At 72.1% G+C, this 19,096-nt stretch carries 15 protein-coding genes; 9 read left to right on the forward strand and 6 right to left on the reverse strand.

All coding sequences use genetic code 11. The features are described 5' to 3' along the window. Nucleotides 1–60 precede the first annotated feature (60 nt). Nucleotides 61–1,269 carry an aminotransferase class V-fold PLP-dependent enzyme gene (locus MOTC310_RS30955; protein ID WP_331293871.1) on the reverse strand — a complete coding sequence of 403 codons (1,209 nt, stop codon included), beginning with the start codon at nucleotides 1,267–1,269 and terminating at the stop codon, nucleotides 61–63. A 537-nt stretch (nucleotides 1,270–1,806) separates the two neighbouring features. Here MOTC310_RS30955 and MOTC310_RS30960 point away from each other — a divergent pair. Genes MOTC310_RS30960 through MOTC310_RS30970 form a run of 3 tightly spaced genes read left to right on the forward strand, consistent with a single transcriptional unit; the run spans nucleotide 1,807 to nucleotide 4,407 of the window. Then, a complete protein-coding gene (locus MOTC310_RS30960; RefSeq protein ID WP_419539199.1) occupies nucleotides 1,807–2,604 on the forward strand; it encodes a UDP-2,3-diacylglucosamine diphosphatase in 798 nt (265 codons plus the stop codon). A 10-nt stretch (nucleotides 2,605–2,614) separates the two neighbouring features. Then, entirely contained in the window at nucleotides 2,615–3,661 is a 1,047-nt protein-coding gene (locus tag MOTC310_RS30965) for a glycosyltransferase family 4 protein (RefSeq protein WP_331293873.1), read from the forward strand. 38 nt (nucleotides 3,662–3,699) lie between these two features. Further along, nucleotides 3,700–4,407: a ribonuclease HII gene (locus MOTC310_RS30970; protein WP_331304549.1), complete on the forward strand. Its 708-nt coding sequence runs from the start codon at nucleotides 3,700–3,702 to the stop codon at nucleotides 4,405–4,407. 13 nt (nucleotides 4,408–4,420) lie between these two features. Here MOTC310_RS30970 and MOTC310_RS30975 read toward each other — a convergent pair whose 3' ends face one another. After that, nucleotides 4,421–6,523, reverse strand: coding sequence for a methyl-accepting chemotaxis protein (locus MOTC310_RS30975; protein WP_331304550.1), 2,103 nt, complete (start codon nucleotides 6,521–6,523; stop codon nucleotides 4,421–4,423). Between the two features lie 832 nt (nucleotides 6,524–7,355). After that, on the reverse strand, nucleotides 7,356–8,471 hold the full coding sequence (locus MOTC310_RS30980) for a PA0069 family radical SAM protein (RefSeq protein ID WP_331304551.1): 1,116 nt from the start codon (nucleotides 8,469–8,471) through the stop codon (nucleotides 7,356–7,358). A gap of 158 nt (nucleotides 8,472–8,629) precedes the next feature. On the opposite strand from MOTC310_RS30980, the gene MOTC310_RS30985 reads away from it, so the two are divergent. After that, nucleotides 8,630–9,160: a hypothetical protein gene (locus MOTC310_RS30985; protein ID WP_331304552.1), complete on the forward strand. Its 531-nt coding sequence runs from the start codon at nucleotides 8,630–8,632 to the stop codon at nucleotides 9,158–9,160. A gap of 148 nt (nucleotides 9,161–9,308) precedes the next feature. After that, nucleotides 9,309–10,757 (forward strand): amino acid permease, encoded by a 1,449-nt coding sequence (locus tag MOTC310_RS30990; protein WP_331304553.1) that lies wholly within the window; start codon nucleotides 9,309–9,311, stop codon nucleotides 10,755–10,757. Nucleotides 10,758–10,764: 7 nt separating this feature from the next. Here MOTC310_RS30990 and moaB read toward each other — a convergent pair whose 3' ends face one another. After that, nucleotides 10,765–11,322 (reverse strand): molybdenum cofactor biosynthesis protein B, encoded by a 558-nt coding sequence (gene moaB, locus MOTC310_RS30995; protein WP_331304554.1) that lies wholly within the window; start codon nucleotides 11,320–11,322, stop codon nucleotides 10,765–10,767. 135 nt (nucleotides 11,323–11,457) lie between these two features. Here moaB and maiA point away from each other — a divergent pair, with 135 nt between their 5' ends. The 4 genes from maiA (at nucleotide 11,458) to MOTC310_RS31015 (ending at nucleotide 14,268) form a co-directional block, all read left to right on the forward strand. Beyond that, complete coding sequence (maiA, locus tag MOTC310_RS31000; RefSeq protein ID WP_331293878.1) at nucleotides 11,458–12,105, forward strand: maleylacetoacetate isomerase; 648 nt, start codon at nucleotides 11,458–11,460, stop codon at nucleotides 12,103–12,105. Between the two features lie 140 nt (nucleotides 12,106–12,245). Then, on the forward strand, nucleotides 12,246–13,577 hold the full coding sequence (locus tag MOTC310_RS31005; RefSeq protein ID WP_331293879.1) for an NAD(P)/FAD-dependent oxidoreductase: 1,332 nt from the start codon (nucleotides 12,246–12,248) through the stop codon (nucleotides 13,575–13,577). A 65-nt stretch (nucleotides 13,578–13,642) separates the two neighbouring features. Then, the gene (locus tag MOTC310_RS31010) at nucleotides 13,643–13,954 is read left to right on the forward strand and encodes an EthD family reductase (protein WP_091976741.1); all 312 of its coding nucleotides are present in this window, start codon (nucleotides 13,643–13,645) and stop codon (nucleotides 13,952–13,954) included. Next, on the forward strand, nucleotides 13,951–14,268 hold the full coding sequence (locus MOTC310_RS31015) for a hypothetical protein (protein ID WP_331304555.1): 318 nt from the start codon (nucleotides 13,951–13,953) through the stop codon (nucleotides 14,266–14,268). The genes MOTC310_RS31010 and MOTC310_RS31015 overlap by 4 nt, the downstream gene beginning before the upstream one ends. A gap of 135 nt (nucleotides 14,269–14,403) precedes the next feature. Here the strand turns inward: MOTC310_RS31015 and MOTC310_RS31020 are convergent, their stop codons facing one another. Beyond that, a complete protein-coding gene (locus tag MOTC310_RS31020; RefSeq protein ID WP_331304556.1) occupies nucleotides 14,404–17,736 on the reverse strand; it encodes an ATP-binding protein in 3,333 nt (1,110 codons plus the stop codon). Nucleotides 17,737–17,803: 67 nt separating this feature from the next. Further along, complete coding sequence (locus MOTC310_RS31025; RefSeq protein ID WP_331304557.1) at nucleotides 17,804–19,060, reverse strand: O-antigen ligase family protein; 1,257 nt, start codon at nucleotides 19,058–19,060, stop codon at nucleotides 17,804–17,806. Nucleotides 19,061–19,096 lie beyond the last annotated feature (36 nt).

Consider the following 19,096-nt stretch of genomic DNA (forward strand, 5'->3'; position numbering starts at 1 on the left):
TCTTACTTGCGCGTCGGGGCGGGCCCGGCAACCCGGTCCCGCCCCGATCGCGTGCGCAGATTACGCCTTATGCAGCGGATTCTCGCGCAGGTAGCTGGAGGCGGCGGCGACGCCCGAGCCCGGCGTGACCTTGATGCCGCAATCGATCATGGCCATCTCGGCGCCCGCGATGGCGCCCAGCAGCGACAGCTCGTTCAGGTCGCCCAGGTGACCGATGCGGAACACCTTGCCGGCGACTTTCGACAGGCCGGCGCCCAGGGAGAGGTTGTAACGCTCGTAGGCGTGGGTGATCACCTTGGCGGCGTCGGCGCCCTCCGGCACCACGATCGCCGTGACCGTGTCGGAGTTCCACTTCGGCTCCTTGGCGCAGGGCTTGAGGCCCCAGGCCGCCACGGCCTGGCGGGTCGCCTCGGCGAGCACGTGGTGGCGGTGGTAGACGTTCTCGAGCCCCTCCTCCTTCACGATCGCCAGGGCCTCGCGCAGGCCGTAGAGCAGCGGCAGGACGGGGGTGTAGGGGAAGTAGCCGGTGGCGTTGGCGGCCAGCTGGTCCTTCCAGGCGAAGTAGGCGTGGCCCAGCCGGTCGTTGCGGCCGGTGCCGCCCTCGGCGATCTTGAGCGCCTTCGGGCTGATGCAGATCAGGCCGAGGCCGGCCGGCAGCATGAAGCCCTTCTGCGAGCCCGCGATGGCGCAATCGACCTTCCAGTCGTCCATGTAGAACGGCAGCGAGCCGATCGACGAGATGCCGTCCACGAACAGCAGCGCCGGGTGGCCGGCGGCGTCGATCGCCTTGCGCACCGCGCCGATGTCGCTGGTGACGCCCGTGGCGGTCTCGTTGTGGACGACCATCACGGCCTTGATGGCGTGCTCCTTGTCGGCCCGCAGGGCCTCCTCGATCTTCTGCGGATCGGCGCCGGCGCCCCACTCCTCGTCCTGGACGATCACGTCGAGGCCGAGGCGCTGGGCCATGTCGACCCAGAGGTGGCTGAACTGGCCGTAGCGGGCGGTGAGCACCTTGTCGCCGCGGCACAGGGTGTTGGACAGGGCCGATTCCCAGATGCCGGTGCCCGAGGACGGGAACAGGATCACCGTCCCGTTGGTCGAGCCGAACACCATCTTGGAGTCCTGCAGCAGCGGCTTCACCAGCTCGGGGAAGCTCGGCGAGCGGTGATCCTCCGACGGCACGTGCATGGCGCGCAGGACGCGCTCCGGGATGTTGGTGGGGCCCGGGATGAAGAGGTGGTTGCGACCGGGGCGCCGGGTTGCGGCCATGATGTTTCCTCCGAAAAGTCCTTTGCGCGCGAGCGTGAACCCGCGCCGGGTTGTCCAAGCGTCGTCAGGGAGTCGGTCCGGCGCCGTCGAAAGCGGCTCGCGCCGCACCCCCTCGAACGCCATCCTCTGCCGTGATCGGGGGGCCTCCGCGGAGCGGCAGGCGGCCTCACGCCGCTCGCGTCGCGGCACGCCCCCGCGTGCCGGTCGCCTCCGAAATGCCGTCCCGCCCTACGGCCTCAGGGCCGTCCTCGCCGCCTTCCTGTCAAGGTCCGGCCGAACTCGTGCCGAGCCGCCGGTTCCTGGTATTATGAGGCGGCCGTGCTCGAAAGGAAAACCGGAAAAACTTCCGGAACTTGGCAAAAAAATTTTTTGTGCGCCGCAACGAAGTCGAGCTCCGGTTGAGAGCCTTCGCCGCAGCGCACCGCCTTTCCGGCCGCTCCCTCCGAAACCCGCGTCATCAAACTGAGATGGGATCCCGCTCTGGATCCCGTCACCGTTCAGCCGCCGGGAGAGGGTGCCGTGGCCGAGGTTGAGGAGATGCCGGTCCGCGTGCGGACGCTGTTCCTGTCCGACCTGCATCTCGGCACGCGCGGCTGCCAGGCCGGCCTGCTGTTGTCGTTCCTGAAGGATTACGACGCCGACACGATCTACCTCGTCGGCGACATCGTGGACGGCTGGCAGCTGCGCTCCGGATGGTACTGGCCGCAGGAGCACAACGACGTGGTGCAGAAGCTCCTGCGCAAGGTCCGCAAGGGCGCGCGGATCGTCTACCTGCCCGGCAACCACGACGAGTTCCTGCGCGACTACGTGGGGACGAGCTTCGGCGGCATCGAGCTGGCCGAGACCGCGATCCACGAGGCGGCCGACGGCAAACGTTACCTCGTCATCCACGGCGACCAGTTCGACATGGTGGTGCGCCACTCGCCGTGGCTCGCCCATCTGGGGGACGGCGCCTACACGCTGGCCCTCTCCCTCAACACGCTGATCAACAAGGTGCGGCGGCGCCTCGGCCTGTCCTACTGGTCGCTCTCCGCCTGGGCGAAGCTGCGCGTGAAGAACGCCGTGAGCTTCATCGGCCGGTTCGAGACGATCCTGGCCGAGGAGGCCCGCCGCCAGGGCGCCGACGGGGTGATCTGCGGCCACATCCACCACGCCGCGGACCGGCCGATCGGCGACCTGCGCTACCTCAACACCGGCGATTGGGTGGAATCCTGCACCGGTCTCGTGGAGCACTACGACGGCCGGATCGAGGTGCTGCACTATCCGAGCCTCCTGCGGGCGCAGGCGGCCGAGGTCGTGCCGCAGCCCCTGCCGGGCCGGCGTGCGGTGGCGTGAGGGCGCCGCCGTGAAGCTCCTGATCGCCAGCGACGCGTGGCACCCCCAGGTGAACGGCGTCGTGCGCTCCCTCGAGCAGATGGTCCGGCGCGCGCCGGAGCACGGCTTCGGCACGGCCCTGCTCACGGTGGCCGATTTCCGCTCGCTGCCGCTGCCGGGCTACCCCGAGATCCGCCTCGCCTATGCCGGGCGCGAGCGGGTGGCGGCGCGCTGGCGGGCCGAGCGGCCGAGCCACGTTCACATCGCCACCGAGGGTCCGGTGGGCCTCGCGGCGCGCCGGCACTGCCTGGCCCACGACCTGCCATTCACGACGAGCTACCACACGCGCTTCCCGGAATACCTCGCCGCCCGGGCCCCGGTGCCGGAGGCGTGGTCCTACGCGTATCTGCGCCGGTTCCACGGCGCCGCCCGGGGCACGATGGTCAGCACGGCCTCGCTTCAGGGCGAGCTCGCGGCGCGGGGCTTCGGCCGGCTGATGCGCTGGACCCGGGGCGTGGACACGGAGCGGTTCCGGCCGGCCGAGCCCGGGACGCCCCGGCCGGCGGAGCTCGCCGGCCTGCCGGGGCCGCTGTTCCTCTATGTCGGGCGGCTGGCGGTCGAGAAGAACGTCGCGGCCTTCCTCAGCCTCGATCTGCCCGGCACGAAGGTGGTGGTGGGCGACGGGCCGGACCGCGCGCGGCTGCAGGCGCTCGCGCCGGAGGCCCGCTTCCTCGGCACCCGCACCGGCGCGGACCTCTCGGCGGTCTACGCGGCCTGCGACGTCTTCGTCTTCCCGAGCCTCACCGACACGTTCGGCATCGTGCTCCTGGAGGCCCTGGCGAGCGGCCTTCCGGTGGCGGCCTTCCCGGTCCCGGGCCCCAACGACGTCGTCGGCGGCACCCGGGTCGGGATCCTCGATCTGGATCTGCGGGTCGCCGCGCTGGCGGCGCTGCGCCTGTCGCGCGCCGAGTGCCGGGCCGAGGCCCTGCGCTGCGGCTGGGACGTGAGCGCCCGGCAGTTCTTCGGCAACATCGTCGAGGCACATGGCGGTGCCCGGAGCACCCGGGACGCCGCCTGACGGGTGACGGCGACGGCGCGGAATGGCAGGACGGCGCCATGCCGCCCGCCAGATCGCCCGCCAAGCCGCCCGCCAAGCCGCCGGTCGGTACGCCCGCCAAGTCGCCGGCCAAGTCGCCGGCCGGTGCGCCCGCCGGCGGCCGGACCATCGCGGCCCGGCCGCCCTTCGATCCCGCCCGGGCCGCCACCTATCCGACGGCGATCGGCTGCGACGAGGTCGGGCGCGGCGCGCTCTGCGGCCCCGTCGTGGTGGCCGCCGTCTGGTTCGATCCGGCGGCGATCCCGGCGGACCTGCTCGCTTCCCTCGACGACAGCAAACGCGTCCCCGAGCCCGTGCGGGACCGGCTGGCGCCGCTGATCCGCGCCCACGCGCGGGTCGCGGTGGCGGCGGGGTCGCGCGCCCTGATCGACCGGATCAACATCCGCGGCGCGACCCACGACGCCATGGCGCGGGCGGTGGCGCGGCTCGGCCTCGCCGCGCCCGTGCTGGTCGACGGGCGCGACGCCCTGCCCGGCCTCCCGGGTCGCGCCGTCGTCGGCGGCGACCGCGTCGTGCCGCAGATCGCCGCCGCCTCGATCGTCGCCAAGGTGCTCCGGGACCAGCTGATGCGGCGCCTCGCCCGGCGCCACCCCGGCTACGGCTGGGAGCGCAATGTCGGCTACGGCACGGCCCTCCACCGCGCCGGCCTGACGCAGCTGGGGCGCAGCCCGCACCACCGGCTGAGCTTCACCCGCGGCTTCGACTGAGCCGGGCGACGGCTCAGGCGGCCCGGAGACCCGTCAGGAAGCGCTCGACTTCTGCGGCGAGCTCCTCCGACTGACGCGTGAGCGCGGTGGCGGCCGTGAGCACGTGGTCGGCCGCGCGCCCGGTCTGATCGGCCGCCTCGGCCACGCCGGCGATGTTGCCGGTCACCTCCTGGGTACCGGCATTGGCCTGGACGACGTTGCGGACGATCTCCTGCGTGGCCGTCCCCTGCTGCTCCACCGCCGCCGCGATGGCGGCGGCCACGGTGCTGATCTCGCCGATGCGGCCGGTGATCGTGCCGATCGCCTGCACCGCCTGACCGGTCACGGTCCGGATCTCGCCGATCTGCCGGCCAATCTCGTCGGTGGCGCGTCCGGTCTGGGCGGCGAGTTCCTTGACCTCGGCGGCGACCACCGCGAAGCCGCGCCCGGCCTCGCCGGCCCGCGCCGCCTCGATCGTGGCGTTGAGCGCCAGCAGGTTCGTCTGCGCCGCGATGCCGGCGATCAGCTCGACGACGGCGTCGACCCGGGCGACCGACGCGTTGAGCGCCGCCACCAGGGCGGCCGTCTGATCGGCCTCTCCGACCGCGCTCCGGGCCAGTTCGGACGAGCCCTGGACCTGCCGCCCGATCTCCTGGACGGAGGTGCCGAGTTCCTCCACCGCGGCGGCCACGGTCCTGACACCGGCGGAGGCCTCCTCGGCGGCGGCGGCCACGGTATCGGACCGGCTGGCGGTCTCCTGGGCGGTCGTGGTCATCTGCCAGGCCGTGGTCTGCAGTTCGGACGCGGCGGCGGAGACCTTCCCGACGATGCCGGCCACCGCCGCCTCGAAGGCCTGCGCCATCGCGTGCGTCATGGTCCGGCGCTGCGCCTCCGCGGCGCGCGCCGCCTCGGCCGCGTCCGCCTCCAGGGCCCGGGCGCGGACGAGGTTGTCCCGGAAGACCTGCACGGCCGCCGCCATCGCGCCGATCTCGTCCCGCCGCGCGCGGGCCGGGATCTCCACGGCGACGTCACCGGAGGCGAGCGCCCGCATCGCCCGGATCATGGCCCGCAGCGGCCCGAGCACGCGGCGGACGACGATGGCGGCGCCGGCACCGGCGAGCAGCACCGACGCGGCCAGGAACAGGCCGGTGTGGAGCAGCGTCACCCCCGCCTCCGCGGCGAGCGCCTGCGCGCGGGCGACCATCGCGTTCAGGGCCGCCTGCGCGAGGTCGGCGACGGTGTTGACCTCCCGCGTGTTGCGGTCGCGCAATTCCTGAAGCGCGATGCTCGGCAGCTTGCTCTGGCTCAGGGCCGTCCGCAGGGCCTGCCGCCGCGCCGCGACCGCGCCCTCGAAGTTGCTGGCACCGACCCTCCGAAAGGCTTCCTGGACCGCCTTCGGCACCGTGTCGTCCATGTGATCGACGAGGTTCGCCCAGTTCGCCGCGACGCGCCCGCGCTCCTCGGCCTCGGCGAGGCGCTCCGCCTCGGACCAGCCCACGCCCCGCGTCACGGCCGTCTCGGCCCGCGCCACGTTGCCGCCGATCGCGACCCGCGTGAGCCAAGCGGCGCGCTTGATGTCCAGGGCGCGGGCCAGCGCCGCGTCGCGGCGCGGGATCGCGCCGTCGACGGCCCCGCTGGCCGCCGTGAGCGCGTCGAGCAGATCCTGGAAGGCCGTCGCGGCGACCTCCGCGGTCGCGGCGGCGCGCTCCGCGATCGGGACCGAGAGGGCCGCGTCGATCCGCGAGGACAGGCCGGTGACAGCCTCGTGCGCGCGTCGGAGCGGATCGACCGTCTTCGCCACCGCGGCGGTGTCGATCGCGCGCACCAGGGTCAGGAGAGCCTCCAGCCGTTCGGTCCGGGTCGCGCGCTGTCGGGCGATCAGGGCCGCGTCGGCGGGCGGGATCCTGTCCGCGGCGATCAGCGCCTGCAGGGTCCGCGCCCGCTCGAGGCGCACGGCGAGCAGGACCTCGAGGAGAATCCGGCTGCCTTCCGTGAGCGCGACCACGCGGCGGCTCTCACGCTCCTGCGCGCGGGCATCCAGCGCCGTCCGGGCGCCCGCGGCCAGCAGCATGGCGCTGAGGGAGAACAGGATCGCGCACAGGATCGTGCCGATCGACAGACGCGGAAGATGCAGCATGAGGGTCGGGATTTCTGTTCGCGGTGCGTCGAGGGGTGAAGCCGGCCGCGAGGCTGCCCGGATCGAGCAGGGGACCGGTCGACCTCGATCGACGGGGAGTCGGGGTGACACGGAAGGTTCGAGGCGGTGGTGACCGCGGGCTCGGCCGCGTCGGCGCGCGGTCCGGGAACGATCAGGGCCATGTCGAAGCCCGAAGCGGGACCGACCCGGCGCGCGGAGGGCACGACGTCGCGGGCTCGCCGTCGATCCGAGCTTGGTCGTCGCACGGGAAGGTTGTCTCGCCGGCCCGGGAAGCCGGGATTCCGGCAGCCCAGGCCTCAAGGAAGGCTGGGCGCCGTCAGCGGCGGGTTCAGGCACGGAGGCAGAGCGTGGCGCGCCCGCGATCGACCGCGGCGCGCGGATACCGACACGGCGTCCCACGGATATCGGGCCGCGTCCCGACGCGAGACGGGCGCGGAAAGCCGCTCACCGTCGGGATAACAGAACCGAAGATCCGATCGAGGATACCAGGCGGAAGATCGCACATGGACAGGTCCCGAATTTCTATAAATTGTGAAATCGTCCAACTAGGCAATGTAGTTCTGATAAAAACTTCACGCTCGCGCGCCCATTTGAAGCCGCATCAGCACTGAAGTCAATCTCGTTTTTCGCGATCAGGCGGTCGCGAGGCGGCCAGGTCTGACACAACACTTAGTGTCACTCAGATCGATACTACATATAACTGAATCGCCTGCCGCTCCGATCTCACTCAGCAGTTTCCATCTCTTCACGAGAGGCTGATATCGCGCAGGTCCGGTACCGCACGCGCCGGCGGCACCCCGTCAATCGCGTATCAGAACAGCGCCAGCTGTGTGCCCGGCTTGTGGAAGGCGTCGCGGTTCAGCGCGATCCGCCCGAAGGCGAAACCGAGCCGGGTGCCGGCGAGCCGGACCCGTTGGCCGATCATCGCCGCGTAAGCCCCCTCTCCGCGGAAGCGGTGGCCGAAGCGCGGGTCGTTCTCACGGCCACCCCGGCTCTCCCGCAGGAGTGCGAAGGCCCGCGCCCTCCGTTCGGGATAGTGCTCGGCGAACCAATCCGCCACGAGGTCGGCGACTTCGCCCGGGAGGCGCAGCAGCGCGTGGCCGATGCGGCTCGCCCCGTGCGCCCGCGCCTCGGCCAGGATCGATTCAATCTCGTGATCGGTCAGGCCGGGGATGATCGGCGAGACGTTGACCATGACAGGTACACCCGCCGCACTCAGCGCCCGCATCGCCGCGAGGCGCTTGTCCGGTCGCGGCGCCCGCGGGTCGAGGCGGCGGGCGAGAGCGGGGTCCAGCGTCGGCAGCGAGATCGCCGCCAGCACCAGGTTGTCCGCCGCCATCTCGGCCAGGAGGTCGAGATCGCGCAGCACGAGGTCCGATTTGGTGGTGATGCTGACGGGATGGCGGGCCTCCCGCAGCACCTCCAGCACCGCGCGGGTGAGCCGGTGCTCCCGCTCGACCGGCTGATAGGGATCCGTGGCGGTGCCGAGGGCGATCGTTTCGGGCCGGTAGCCCGGCGCGGCGATCTCGCGACCGAGGAGCCGGGCGGCATCGGGCTTGGTGAAGATCCGCGACTCGAAGTCGAGCCCCGGCGACAGTCCGAGCCAGGCATGGGTGGGGCGCGCGTAACAGTAGATGCAGCCGTGCTCGCAGCCCCGATACGGGTTGATCGACCGGTCAAAGGGGATGTCGGGCGAGCTGTTGCGAGCGATGATCCGGGCGGACCGCTCCGGCGTGACCCGCGTGCGCAGGGGCGCCGGAGCGTCCGCGACCCAGGTCTCGTCGTGGAACGCCTCGCGCCGGGCGAGTTCGTACCGGCCCGTCGGGTTCGCCGTCGCGCCGCGCCCGCGCCGGGCGGCCGGATGCGCGGCGCTCGGGCCGAGTCGCGTCACGACCCCGGGCGCGGTCCCGTCGCGCGTGTCCTCCATGACGACTCGTCTCCTTTCCGGGCCCAGACCAGAACATAGAGCGAACAGGCCGTCGGCAACCGCCTCTTTTTCAGGCAAATCCGGTTCTGCAGCCCGTCCGGGCAGCGGCGCGTCCGCCCTGAGGCGGCGGGGCGGTTTACGGCGCCGCAGAATCGTCTATGCGCGCGCTCATGCTCTCCGCCGTGACCTATCTGGCCGACCCGGCCGATCCGGACGCGATCGATCGCCTGGCCGACACGCTCAGCGTGCTCGTCTCGGGCGTGGCCGGCGGCCTCGTCGGCGACGCGGTGATCGTGGCGGGCCGGGACAGCGAGGCCGTGGCGGCCGTCGCGGAGGCCACGGGCGCGACCCTCGTGCTGCACCGGGACGGCAATCCCTACGCCGCGGGCGCGGCGGCGGCCCGGCGGGACTGGATCCTGTGCCTGGAGGCCGGCGACGTCCCGGCCGAGGGCTGGATCCGCACCCTCGACCGCTTCGTCGGGACGGCGCGGCCGGAGACGGCGCTCGGCCGCCTGCACCGCCCGGCCGGGAGCTGGCTCGGCCGCCTCGTCAGGCGCGTTGAGACCGTCGCGGGCGCCCGGCAGGCCCGGGCCGGCGACGTCGTCCGGCGCGAGGCCCTGCGCGCCGAGGGCGCGTTCGCGGGCCGCCTCAAGGTCAGGCCGTTGATCGCGCGGATCGAACGCGCCTGACCGGAGGAGTCGTGCCCGGCAGAATCTTGCACCGGCTCACGTTGTTGTCGGTCGATTCGCCTCTACAACACGGGAAGCGCGGCAGGAACGTCGCCGCCCCCTTCGTGTGACCGCGCGCTGACCCACCCCGCCCTGGAAGGATGGTGCCATGGATTCGTCGGGCCTGATGGGGCGCAAGTCGGTCGACGACATCGTCGAGAGCGGCGAGGGCGAGCAGCAGCTGTCGAAATCGCTCGGCGCCCTCTCGATCACCGCGATGGGCATCGGGGCGATCATCGGCGCCGGCATCTTCGTCCTGACCGGCACTGCCGCGGCCCAGTATGCCGGGCCGGGGATCATGCTGTCCTTCGTGCTCGGCGGCATCGCCTGCGCCTTCGTCGGCCTCTGCTACTCTGAGATGGCCGCGCTGATCCCGGTCGCCGGCTCGAGCTACACCTACACCTACGCGACGCTGGGCGAGTTCTTCGCGTGGCTGATCGGCTGGGACTTGATCCTCGAATACGCCATGGGCGCCGCCACCGTGGCGGTCGGCTGGTCGGGCTACGTGACCAGCATCCTGAAGAATGTGGGCATCGTGATTCCGGCGCAGTTCGCCAACGCGCCGGGCACGCCGATCGACGGCGGCGGGACCGCGCTGCTTAATCTGCCGGCGGTGCTGATCGTGGCCCTGATCACGATCCTGCTGATGCGGGGCACGAAGGAATCGGCGCGCTTCAACAACGTCATGGTCGCGGTGAAGCTCACCGTCGTCGTCGCCTTCATCATCCTGGGCTGGGGCCATGTCGACACCGCGAACTGGAGCCCGCTGATCCCGGACAATGACGGGACCTTCGGGCATTTCGGCTACAGCGGCGTCCTGCGCGGCGCGGGCGTGGTGTTCTTCGCCTTCATCGGCTTCGACGCCGTCTCGACCGCCGCGCAGGAGGCCCGCCGCCCCCAGAAGGACATGCCCATCGGCATCCTCGGCTCGCTGGCGGTCTGCACGATCCTGTACGTGCTCGTCGCCGCCGTGCTCACCGGGCTGGTGCCCTACAAGGACCTGAACGTCCCGGACCCGATCGCCAAGGGCGTCGACGCGATCGGCATCGGCTGGTTCGCCCTCCTGATCAAGCTCGGGGCGCTGACGGGGCTGACGACGGTGATCCTCGTCCTGCTCTACGGTCAGAGCCGGATCTTCTTCACCATGGCCCAGGACGGCCTGCTGCCGAAGATGTTCTCCCACGTCCACCCGACCTACCAGACGCCGTATCGCAGCCAGGCGCTCATCGGGGCCGCGGTCGCCGTGGTGGCGGCCCTGGTACCGATCCACATCCTCGGCGAGATGGTGAGCATCGGCACGCTCGCCGCCTTCATCCTCGTCTGCGGCTCGGTGCTCTACCTGCGGCGGGCCGAGCGCCACATGGAACGGCCGTTCCGCGCGCCGGCCGTGCCGATCGTGCCGATCCTCGGCATCCTGTCCTGCCTGCTCCTGATGATCGGCCTGCCCCTCGACACGTGGCTGCGGCTGGTGATCTGGATGGCGATCGGCCTCGTCGTGTACTTCTTCTACGGTCGCAAGCACTCGGTCCTGCGCCGGAAGGAGGGGACCTTGGCCTAGCGCCGCCTCACACGGTGAGGCTCGCGCCGCGCCGCAGGTGCTCGTCGAGGCGCGGCATGATCTCCACGAAGTTGCAGGGCCGGTGCCGGTAGTCGAGCTGCTGGGCCAGGATCCCGTCCCACGCGTCCCGGCAGGCGCCGGGCGAGCCCGGCAGCACGAACACGTAGGTCGCCCGCGCGACCCCCGCGGTGGCGCGGGATTGCAGGGTCGAGGTCCCGATCTTGTCGTACGAGATCCGGTGGAACACGGCCGAGAAGCCGTCCATGCGCTTCTCGAACAGCGGCTCCAGCGCCTCGGGGGTGACGTCGCGGCCGGTGAAGCCGGTGCCGCCGGTGGTGATCACCACGTCGACGCCGGGATCGCGCAGCCACGCCTCCACCCGCTCGCGGATCGCCGGGATCTCGTCCGGGACGATCGACCGGGCCGCCAGATTGTGCCCCGCCTCGGTGAGGCGCTGGGTCAGGGTGTCGCCCGAGCGGTCGTCCTCCGGACGGCGCGTGTCGGAGACGGTCAGGACCGCGATGTTCAGGGGGATGAAGCGGCGGGCGTCGGTCTGATCGGCCATCGTGCGGGCTCTCCGGGGTGGGAGACCGATATGGGCTCGGCGGGACCGCTTGTCGCCCCCGGACGGACGCGCCCCTCTTGCGGCCCGCGGCAAACTCGGCTGTGCTCGTGCGACCCCGTCGGAGACCGCTGACCCATGCACATGTACGGCAATTGGCGCTCGGCCGCGGCCTTCCGCGTGCGGATCGCGCTGAAGATGAAGGGCATCGCGTACGAGGAGACCTTCATCGACCTCGACGCGGGGGACCAGCACAGGCCGGAGTTCCGCAAGATCAACCCGCAGGGCGCCGTGCCGGCCCTGTTCGACGGCGACGGGCCGCCGCTCACCCAGTCGCTGGCGATCCTGGACTACCTGGAAGAGACGCGGGGCGGCGTGCGGCTCCTGCCGGAGGAGCCCCGGGCCCGGGCCCGGGCCCGCTCGCTGGCGCAGGTGGTGGCGTGCGACACCCACCCGCTCTACGTGCCCCGGGTGCGCACCTTCCTGATGGAGCATTACGGCCTGCCGCGGGAGCGGATGCTGGATTTCCTGCGCAACGCCTTCGAGACCGGCCTCAGGACCCTGGAGGCGCGCCTCTCCGCCGAGCCGGGGACGGGCCGGTTCTGCCAGGGCGATTCGGTGAGCCACGCCGACCTCTGCCTCGTCAGCCTCTGGGTCGGGACGGGCATCTTCGGCATCGACACGGCGGCCTACCCGACGGTCGCGCGAATCGCCGAGGCCTGCCTCGCCCTGCCGGCGGTCGCGGAGGCACACCCGTTGCGTCAGCCGGGCGCTCCGCCGGCGTGACGGGCCTCCCCGTGCGCCCCGCCGCACGCGCGACGTCGCACTCGTGACCCGGGGTCGCGGCCGGCGATGTGGAATTCGGCAACGCAGGCCGTGTAAGGAGGCCGGCGATTAATCCCGGTCCGGGGGAAGAAAGAGAGTCGATGGCATCCGTCGAGAACGAGTCCGGCCTGCATCGTATCGTGGTGGTCGGCGGCGGCGCCGCCGGACTCCAGCTGGTGACGAAGCTCGGCGACAAGCTCGGGCGCGGCAAGCGCGCGCACATCACCCTCGTGGATCGCGCCCGGACGCATATCTGGAAGCCGCTGCTCCACGAGGTGGCGGCCGGCAGCCTCGACGTCGGCCACCACGCGGTGGATTACCTGCACCACGCCCACATGCACGGCTTCCGCTACCGGATCGGGCGCATGACCGGGCTCGACCGGGAGGCGCGCACGATCCAGCTCGCCGCGAGCTACGACGCGGAAGGGCGCGAGGTCACGCCCGAGCGCGCCGTCCCCTACGACACGTTGGTGATGGCGGTGGGCTCCACCACCAACGATTTCGGCACGCCCGGCGTCGCCGAGCACGCCATCGCCCTCGACACCCAGGATCAGGCGGTGCGCTTCCATCAGCGCCTCGTGAACGCCTCGCTGCGGGCGCACACGCAGGTCGGCCCGGTCCGGCCGGGCCAGCTCCACGTCACGGTGATCGGCGCGGGCGCGACCGGGACGGAACTCGCCGCCGAGCTTCACCGGACCCTGCGCCACGTCGTCTCCACCGGGCTCGACAAGATCGACCCGGGCAAGGACATCCGCATCACCCTGGTCGAGGCCGCCGACCGGATCCTGCCGGCGGTGCCGCAGCGCCTCTCGGCGGAGGTGATGCAGCTCCTCAACAAGATCGGCGTCGACGTGCGCGTGAAGGCGCGGGTCACCGAGGTGCGCGCCGACGGGGTGCAACTCGCGGACGGCACCTTCATCCCGTCCGAGCTGGTCGTCTGGGCGGCGGGCGTTAAGGCGCCGCCCTTCCTGCAGGGTATCGGCGGCCTGGAGACGACGCGGACCAACCAGCTGGTGGTGACGCCGACGCTGCAGACCACCCGCGACCCCGACATCTTCGCCATCGGCGACTGCGCCTACCTGGTCGAGGCCGGCTCCGACACGCCGGTGCCGCCCCGCGCCCAGGCGGCTCACCAGCAGGCGAGCCACCTGATCGGCCAGATCCAGGCGAAGATCGACGGCAAGCCGCTGAAGCCGTTCCGGTACAAGGATTTCGGCTCGCTGGTCTCCCTCGGCGAGTACTCGACCGTGGGCAGCCTGATGGGCTTCGTCCGCGGCAAGAACATGCTCATCGCCGGCCTGTTCGCCCGGATGATGTACCGCTCCCTCTACAAGATGCACGAGCGGGCGCTGCACGGCACGGCCAAGACGGCCCTCGATACCCTCGCCCGCGCGCTCACGCGGCGCACCGAGCCGCGGGTGAAGCTGCACTGACCGTCGCCGCGCGAACCGCGGACGGGCGCCCGGGCTCGCCGGGCGCGACACAGGAAGGAAACGCGATGATCCTGGTAAGCGTGATGTACCCGGCCGGCCCGAGCTTCGACATGGGCTACTATCTCGGCCACCACATGCCGCTGGTGCGCGAGCGCTGGTCGTCCCTGGGCCTGCACGACGCGAAGGTCGTCAAGGGCGCCGGCACGCCGGACGGCGGCGCCGCCCCGTTCCAGGTCATGGCCCTGCTGACCTTCGAGTCGGTCGACGCCTTCAAGAAGGCCGTGGCCGCCCACGGCGAGGAGATCTTCGCCGACATCCCGAACTTCACCGCGGCGCAGGCCCAGGTCCAGCTCAACGACTTCGCGGAAAACCCGTGATCGACATCGTCAAGGCGGTTCAGGAAGCCGACCCGAGCCTCGGCACCTACGTGGTCGTGCTGCGCACCGACGCCCGGGCCCTCGACGGCCCGGAGCGCTTCACGCCGGAGGCGCAGGCCTGGATCGCCGAGAAGGCCCCCAGCGGCCGGCTCACCCGGGTGCGCGTCCTGCTCGCACCCTATCCGGGGGCGGAGCCGGCCGCGCGCGAGGTCACCGTGGCGGCCTTCGCCGACGCGCGGGAGCTCGCCGCCTTCGCGACGACCTGGACCGGCGACCCGCTGGCGGAGGAGCCAGGGGAGTCTGTTCCCGACTGATTGCTCCGGGGCCGCCGTCCTCGCGAGCGCAGCGAAGCGATCCAGGGCCGCGCCACGATCGCGCACGTCGCGCGGCCCTGGGTCACTTCGCCCCGCACGTGATGACGGAAAGTGTCCTCCATACCGCGCGCAGGTTCACGCCGCGCGCAGCTGGCGGATGGCGCGGAGCGCGGTCGCCCGCTGGATCTCCAGGCGGCGGATCAGCGGCATCAGGTCGGCGCCCGCATGGGCGGCGGCCTCGACCTCGCGGCACAGGCTCGACAGGCCGACGAAGCCCAGCAGCCCGGCCGCCGCCACCAGCGCGTGCGCGTCGTGGGCGATCTGGAGGCGATCGGTCTCGCTCGGCCGGAACCGCTCGGACAATTCGTTCGCCAGGAGATCGAGCAGCGCCCCGACGCGGTCGGCGCCGAAGCTCGCCTCCATCTCGGTGAGCACCGCCGCGTCGAGGACGGCCGAATCCACCTGCGGCAGGCGGCGCGGCTCCTCGGCCCGGGCCGGCCGCCGCGCGCCCGGGGCCGTCCAGCGGCTGATCGTGGCGAAGAGGTCGGCGCGCCGGAACGGCTTACCGACATGATCGTCCATCCCGGCCTCGCGCAGCTCCTCGATCTGCGTCGGCAGGACGTTGGCGGTCATGGCCACGATCGGGATGTCGCAGGCGGGCGGCGCAAGGGCGCGGATGCGGCGCGTGGCAGTGAGCCCGTCGACGCGGGGCATCTGGACGTCCATCAGCACGAGATCGTAGGCGCGGCCGGCCGCGACCGACGACCCGACCGCCGTGATCGCCTCGGCGCCGTCCCCGGCGACATCCACCGCGTAGCCCTGGGATTCGAGCACCGCGCAGGCGAGTTCCTGGTTGAGCGGCACGTCCTCGACGAGGAGCAGCCGCAGCGGCGCGACCCGGACATTGCCGGCGGTCGGAGCCGCCGCCGGCGGCCGCAGCGTCGCGCCCGCATCGGCCGCGGCGCCCGAGGCCTCGGCACCCGGCTCGCCGCGGGGCAGTACCAGCCGGAACCAGAAGGTCGAGCCCGCCCCCTCGCGGCTCTCGACGCCGATCTCGCCGCCCATGAGCGTCACGAGATGCCGGGAGATCGCGAGACCGAGGCCGGTGCCGCCGAAGCGCCGGCTGATCGAGCCGTCGACCTGGCTGAACCGCTTGAACAGCCGATCCTGGTGCGCCGGCGCGATGCCGATGCCGGTGTCGACCACGGAGAACCGGACCGCGTCGCCGGCACGGCCGTCGGGAGCGACGCCGTCGCCCTCCCGCTCCACGGTCACCGTGACCGAGCCCGCGGGCGTGAACTTCACGGCGTTGTTCAGCAGGTTGAGCAGCACCTGACGCAGGCGTCCGGCATCGCCGACCACGAAGGTGGGCAGGGCCGGGTCGATCCGGGCCTCGATGGCGAGGCCGCTGCGGAGCGCGCTTCCCCGCACGATCGAGACCGTGCCGTCGACGATCGGGACCAGCGGGAAGGTGACCGGGTCGAGGGTCAGCTCGCCCGCCTCGATCTTCGAGAAGTCGAGGATGTCGTTGACGACCGTGAGCAGGGCCGCGCCGGAACTCTGGATCAGCTCCAGGCGGCGCCGGTCCTCGTTCTGGATCGCGGCGCCGTCGAGGAGCAGCTCGGCGTAGCCGAGGATGCCGTTGAGCGGCGTGCGGATCTCGTGGCTCATGGCGGCGAGGAACTCGCTCTTGGCCGCGCTGGCTCGCTCCGCCTCGGCGCGGGCCGCCTCGGCGTCCCGCGTGGCGGTGCGCAGGGCCGCCTCGACCGCCTTGCGCTCGGTGATGTCGAGGTGGAGGCCGACCATGCGCTGCGGCTGGCCGTCGGCGCTGGAGAGCGTCCGGCCGCGCGCGTAGAGCCAGCGCCGGCCGACCCGGAACTCGGCCGCGTAGGGGGTGCCGGACTCGACCGCCCGCCGGATCTCGGTCCAGACATCGGCGACGTCGTCGGGATCGATCAGCGCCGTCCACGCGGAGGCCGAGACCGTGTGGGCGGCGCCGGTCTCCGGCAGCCCGTGCATCCGCGCGCTTTCCGGGCTGAGCACGGCGAGCCCCGTGCGCATGTCCCAGTCCCAGGTGCCGGCCTCCGCGGCGTCGAGGGCGATGTCCAGCAGGCCGCGCGCCTCCTCGACGGCGAGCCGCGCCGTGACGATGTCGTCGACGTCGAGCGCGGTCCCGAGCCACTCCGCCACCGCGCCGTCCGCCGGATCGAGGCGGATCGGGATCAGCGAGAGCTTGTGCCACCGGTAGACGCCGTCGTGACGCCGGATCCGCCACTGGCCGCTATACCCCGTGCCGGTCTCGACCGCCCGGATCCAGGCCGCCTCCATGGCGGCGGCATCCTCCGGGTGGTTCCGGACGAGGCGCTCCGCGCGCTCGGGCCCGATCGGCCCGTAATAGGACTGGAACTGCGCGTTGACGTAGGTCGCCTGACCGTCCCCGACCCGCATGGTCCAGACCAGGAGCGGCAGAGCCTCGGCGAGGCCCCGGTAGCGCAGCTCGCTGCGGCGCACCTCGTCCTCGGCGCGCCGTCGCTCGGTCACGTCGATCAGCACGCCGAAGAGGCCGGCGCCCGCCCCCTCCCCCCGGGCCATGCCGCGCACGACCACGTCGCGGAGTTCGCCGTCCGGCCGCAGCAGCCGGGCCTCGAAGTCGAACCGGGTCCGGCGGGCGATCGCGTCGGCCACGATCGCCTCGAGCCGGGCGCGGTCGTCGGGATGGTAGATCTGCGCGAAGGCGTCGCGGTGCGGCGGCGGGGTCGCGGGATCACGGCCCGCGATGGCGTAGAGGCTGGCCGACCAGACCGTCTGCCCCTCCCCGAGCTCGATGCGCCAGTTCCCGACGCTGGCGAGCTGCTCGGCCATGGTGAGCTGGTGGTTCGCCGCCTCCTGGGCGCGGGCCCGCGCGTTGATCTCCCGGTGCTGCTCCCGGATGACCGCCTCGCGGATCGCCGCCTGCGCGATCTCCCGGTCGCGCCGGACATTGGCCTCCGCGAGGCGCAGATGCGCCACGACGACCGCGGCGAGGTCGCGGAGGGCGGCCGCCTCCTCGGGGGAGAAATCGAAGCGGGGCTCGGGATCGGCGAGGCACAGGGTGCCGATCCGCAGACCCGGCTGGAGGCTCAGCGCGATCCCCGCGTAGAACCGGATCCCGTCCGGTGCGGCGGCGATGGTCAGGTCGCGGAAGCGCGGGTCGAGCCGGGCATCGGGGACGACCACGAGGGCGTCGCTGCGGATCGTGTGCTGGCAGAAGGTCTCCTCCCGCCGGAGCGTGGTCGGCACCTCGGCGCAGGGGGTCTTGAGCCACTGGTGCGTGTCGTCGAGGAGGGCCACGAACGCGGTGCGCACGCCGAACAGGCGGCGGGCCGTCCGGCAGACGGCCTCGAAATGCGGCTCCGACGGGGTCCCGAGGATCGCGAGGGCCTCGAGGGCCGCGAGCCGGTCGCCCTCGTTGTCCGGCTGTGCATTCACGTACCGTCTCCGGGTGCGGATCGGCAGCTCGGCCGCGGCCGAGCGATGCCGCGCCTAGCGCCGTGTTTCAAGCGCGCCCCCGCGGCGTGCCCGCGCGCAGCCGCGCGGCCTCCAGCGCCCAGACCATGCCCAGCATCATGTAGACGTGGCGCCATTTCTCGATGTCGATCTGGACCGCCTGCAGGAAGAACATCAGGAGCGCCGGCCAGACGATCTGGGCATGCGCCCGGAACGGCGACGGCCGCGCCAGGAGCCGGAACCCGACGAGGCCGGTCGTTACCACGAGGCCGATGAACACCGCGCCCCCGAGCCAGCCGCCATTGGCGAAGGAGCCGATATAGGAATTGTGCGGCTCGAGCCCGAAGGTCAGCCGCCAGTGCATCGGCCCCATCCCGAACGGCCGCTCGAGCAGCATCGCGAAGCCGCGGATCTGGTTGCCGAACCGGCCGGTCTCGCCCTGATCGTAGTCCTGGGTCAGGGCTGCCCGGGTCTCGAACATCTTGTGCACATGGTCGACCGAGAGCAGCCCGATCACCGCCACGGTGCCGAGGACGACCGTCGCGAGGGTCAGCAGCACGATGCGGCGGCGCAGGCGCGGGGAGGTGCTGCCGGCATAGACCGATCCCACCATCAGGAGCACCGCCACGACGCTCCCGCCCCAGGAGCCGCGCGAGAACGACAGGAAGATGCCGGCCACGACGATCAGCAGGCCGGCGAGGGACACGAGCGGCCGGCGGGTGGAGCCGGTGAGCAGGCCGTGCATCAGGTAGAGGGCGCCGAGCGTCAGGAACGAGCCGAAGACGTTCGGGTCCTGGAAGGTGCCCGAGGCCCGGTCGTACTTGTAGAACAGGTCCTCGATCCCGAGCCATTGCAGGTAGCCGACGATGCCCAGAGCCGCCGAGAACACGCAGCTCGCCGTGTAGGCCTTGAGCGCCAGCTCCATCCGGGCGTGCGTGTCGTCCGCGAAGAACATGGCGAAGAAGATGCAGGTGATCGAGAGATAGATCAGCTGCACGGTCCAGGTGACCGGGAACTCCTCGTTCAGGTAGGGCAGCAGCGCGGTGACGATGGCCGCGAGGTAGAGCAGGAGGAGCGCCACCAGGGGCACCGCCCCGCGGTGCAGCCGCACGCCGAGGCAGAGCCAGAGCAGGATCGTGGGGACCGCGACGGCGTCGTAGGGCGACGTCTCGGAGAAGGCGAAGCAGGCGAAGAAGATGAAGGCCGCGAACAGGGCCTTGGCCAGCCCTTCGACAGCCGCGATGAGCGGGATTCCGCCCGCGAACCCGGACGAGGCCGGGCCTGCGGGCGCTGCGGTGTGGGCCATGGATACGCGGGCTCCACGGGCCGGTTACGCGGGCCC

The sequence above is a fragment of the Methylobacterium oryzae genome (assembly GCF_036441375.1).
Classification (GTDB): domain Bacteria; phylum Pseudomonadota; class Alphaproteobacteria; order Rhizobiales; family Beijerinckiaceae; genus Methylobacterium; species Methylobacterium oryzae_A.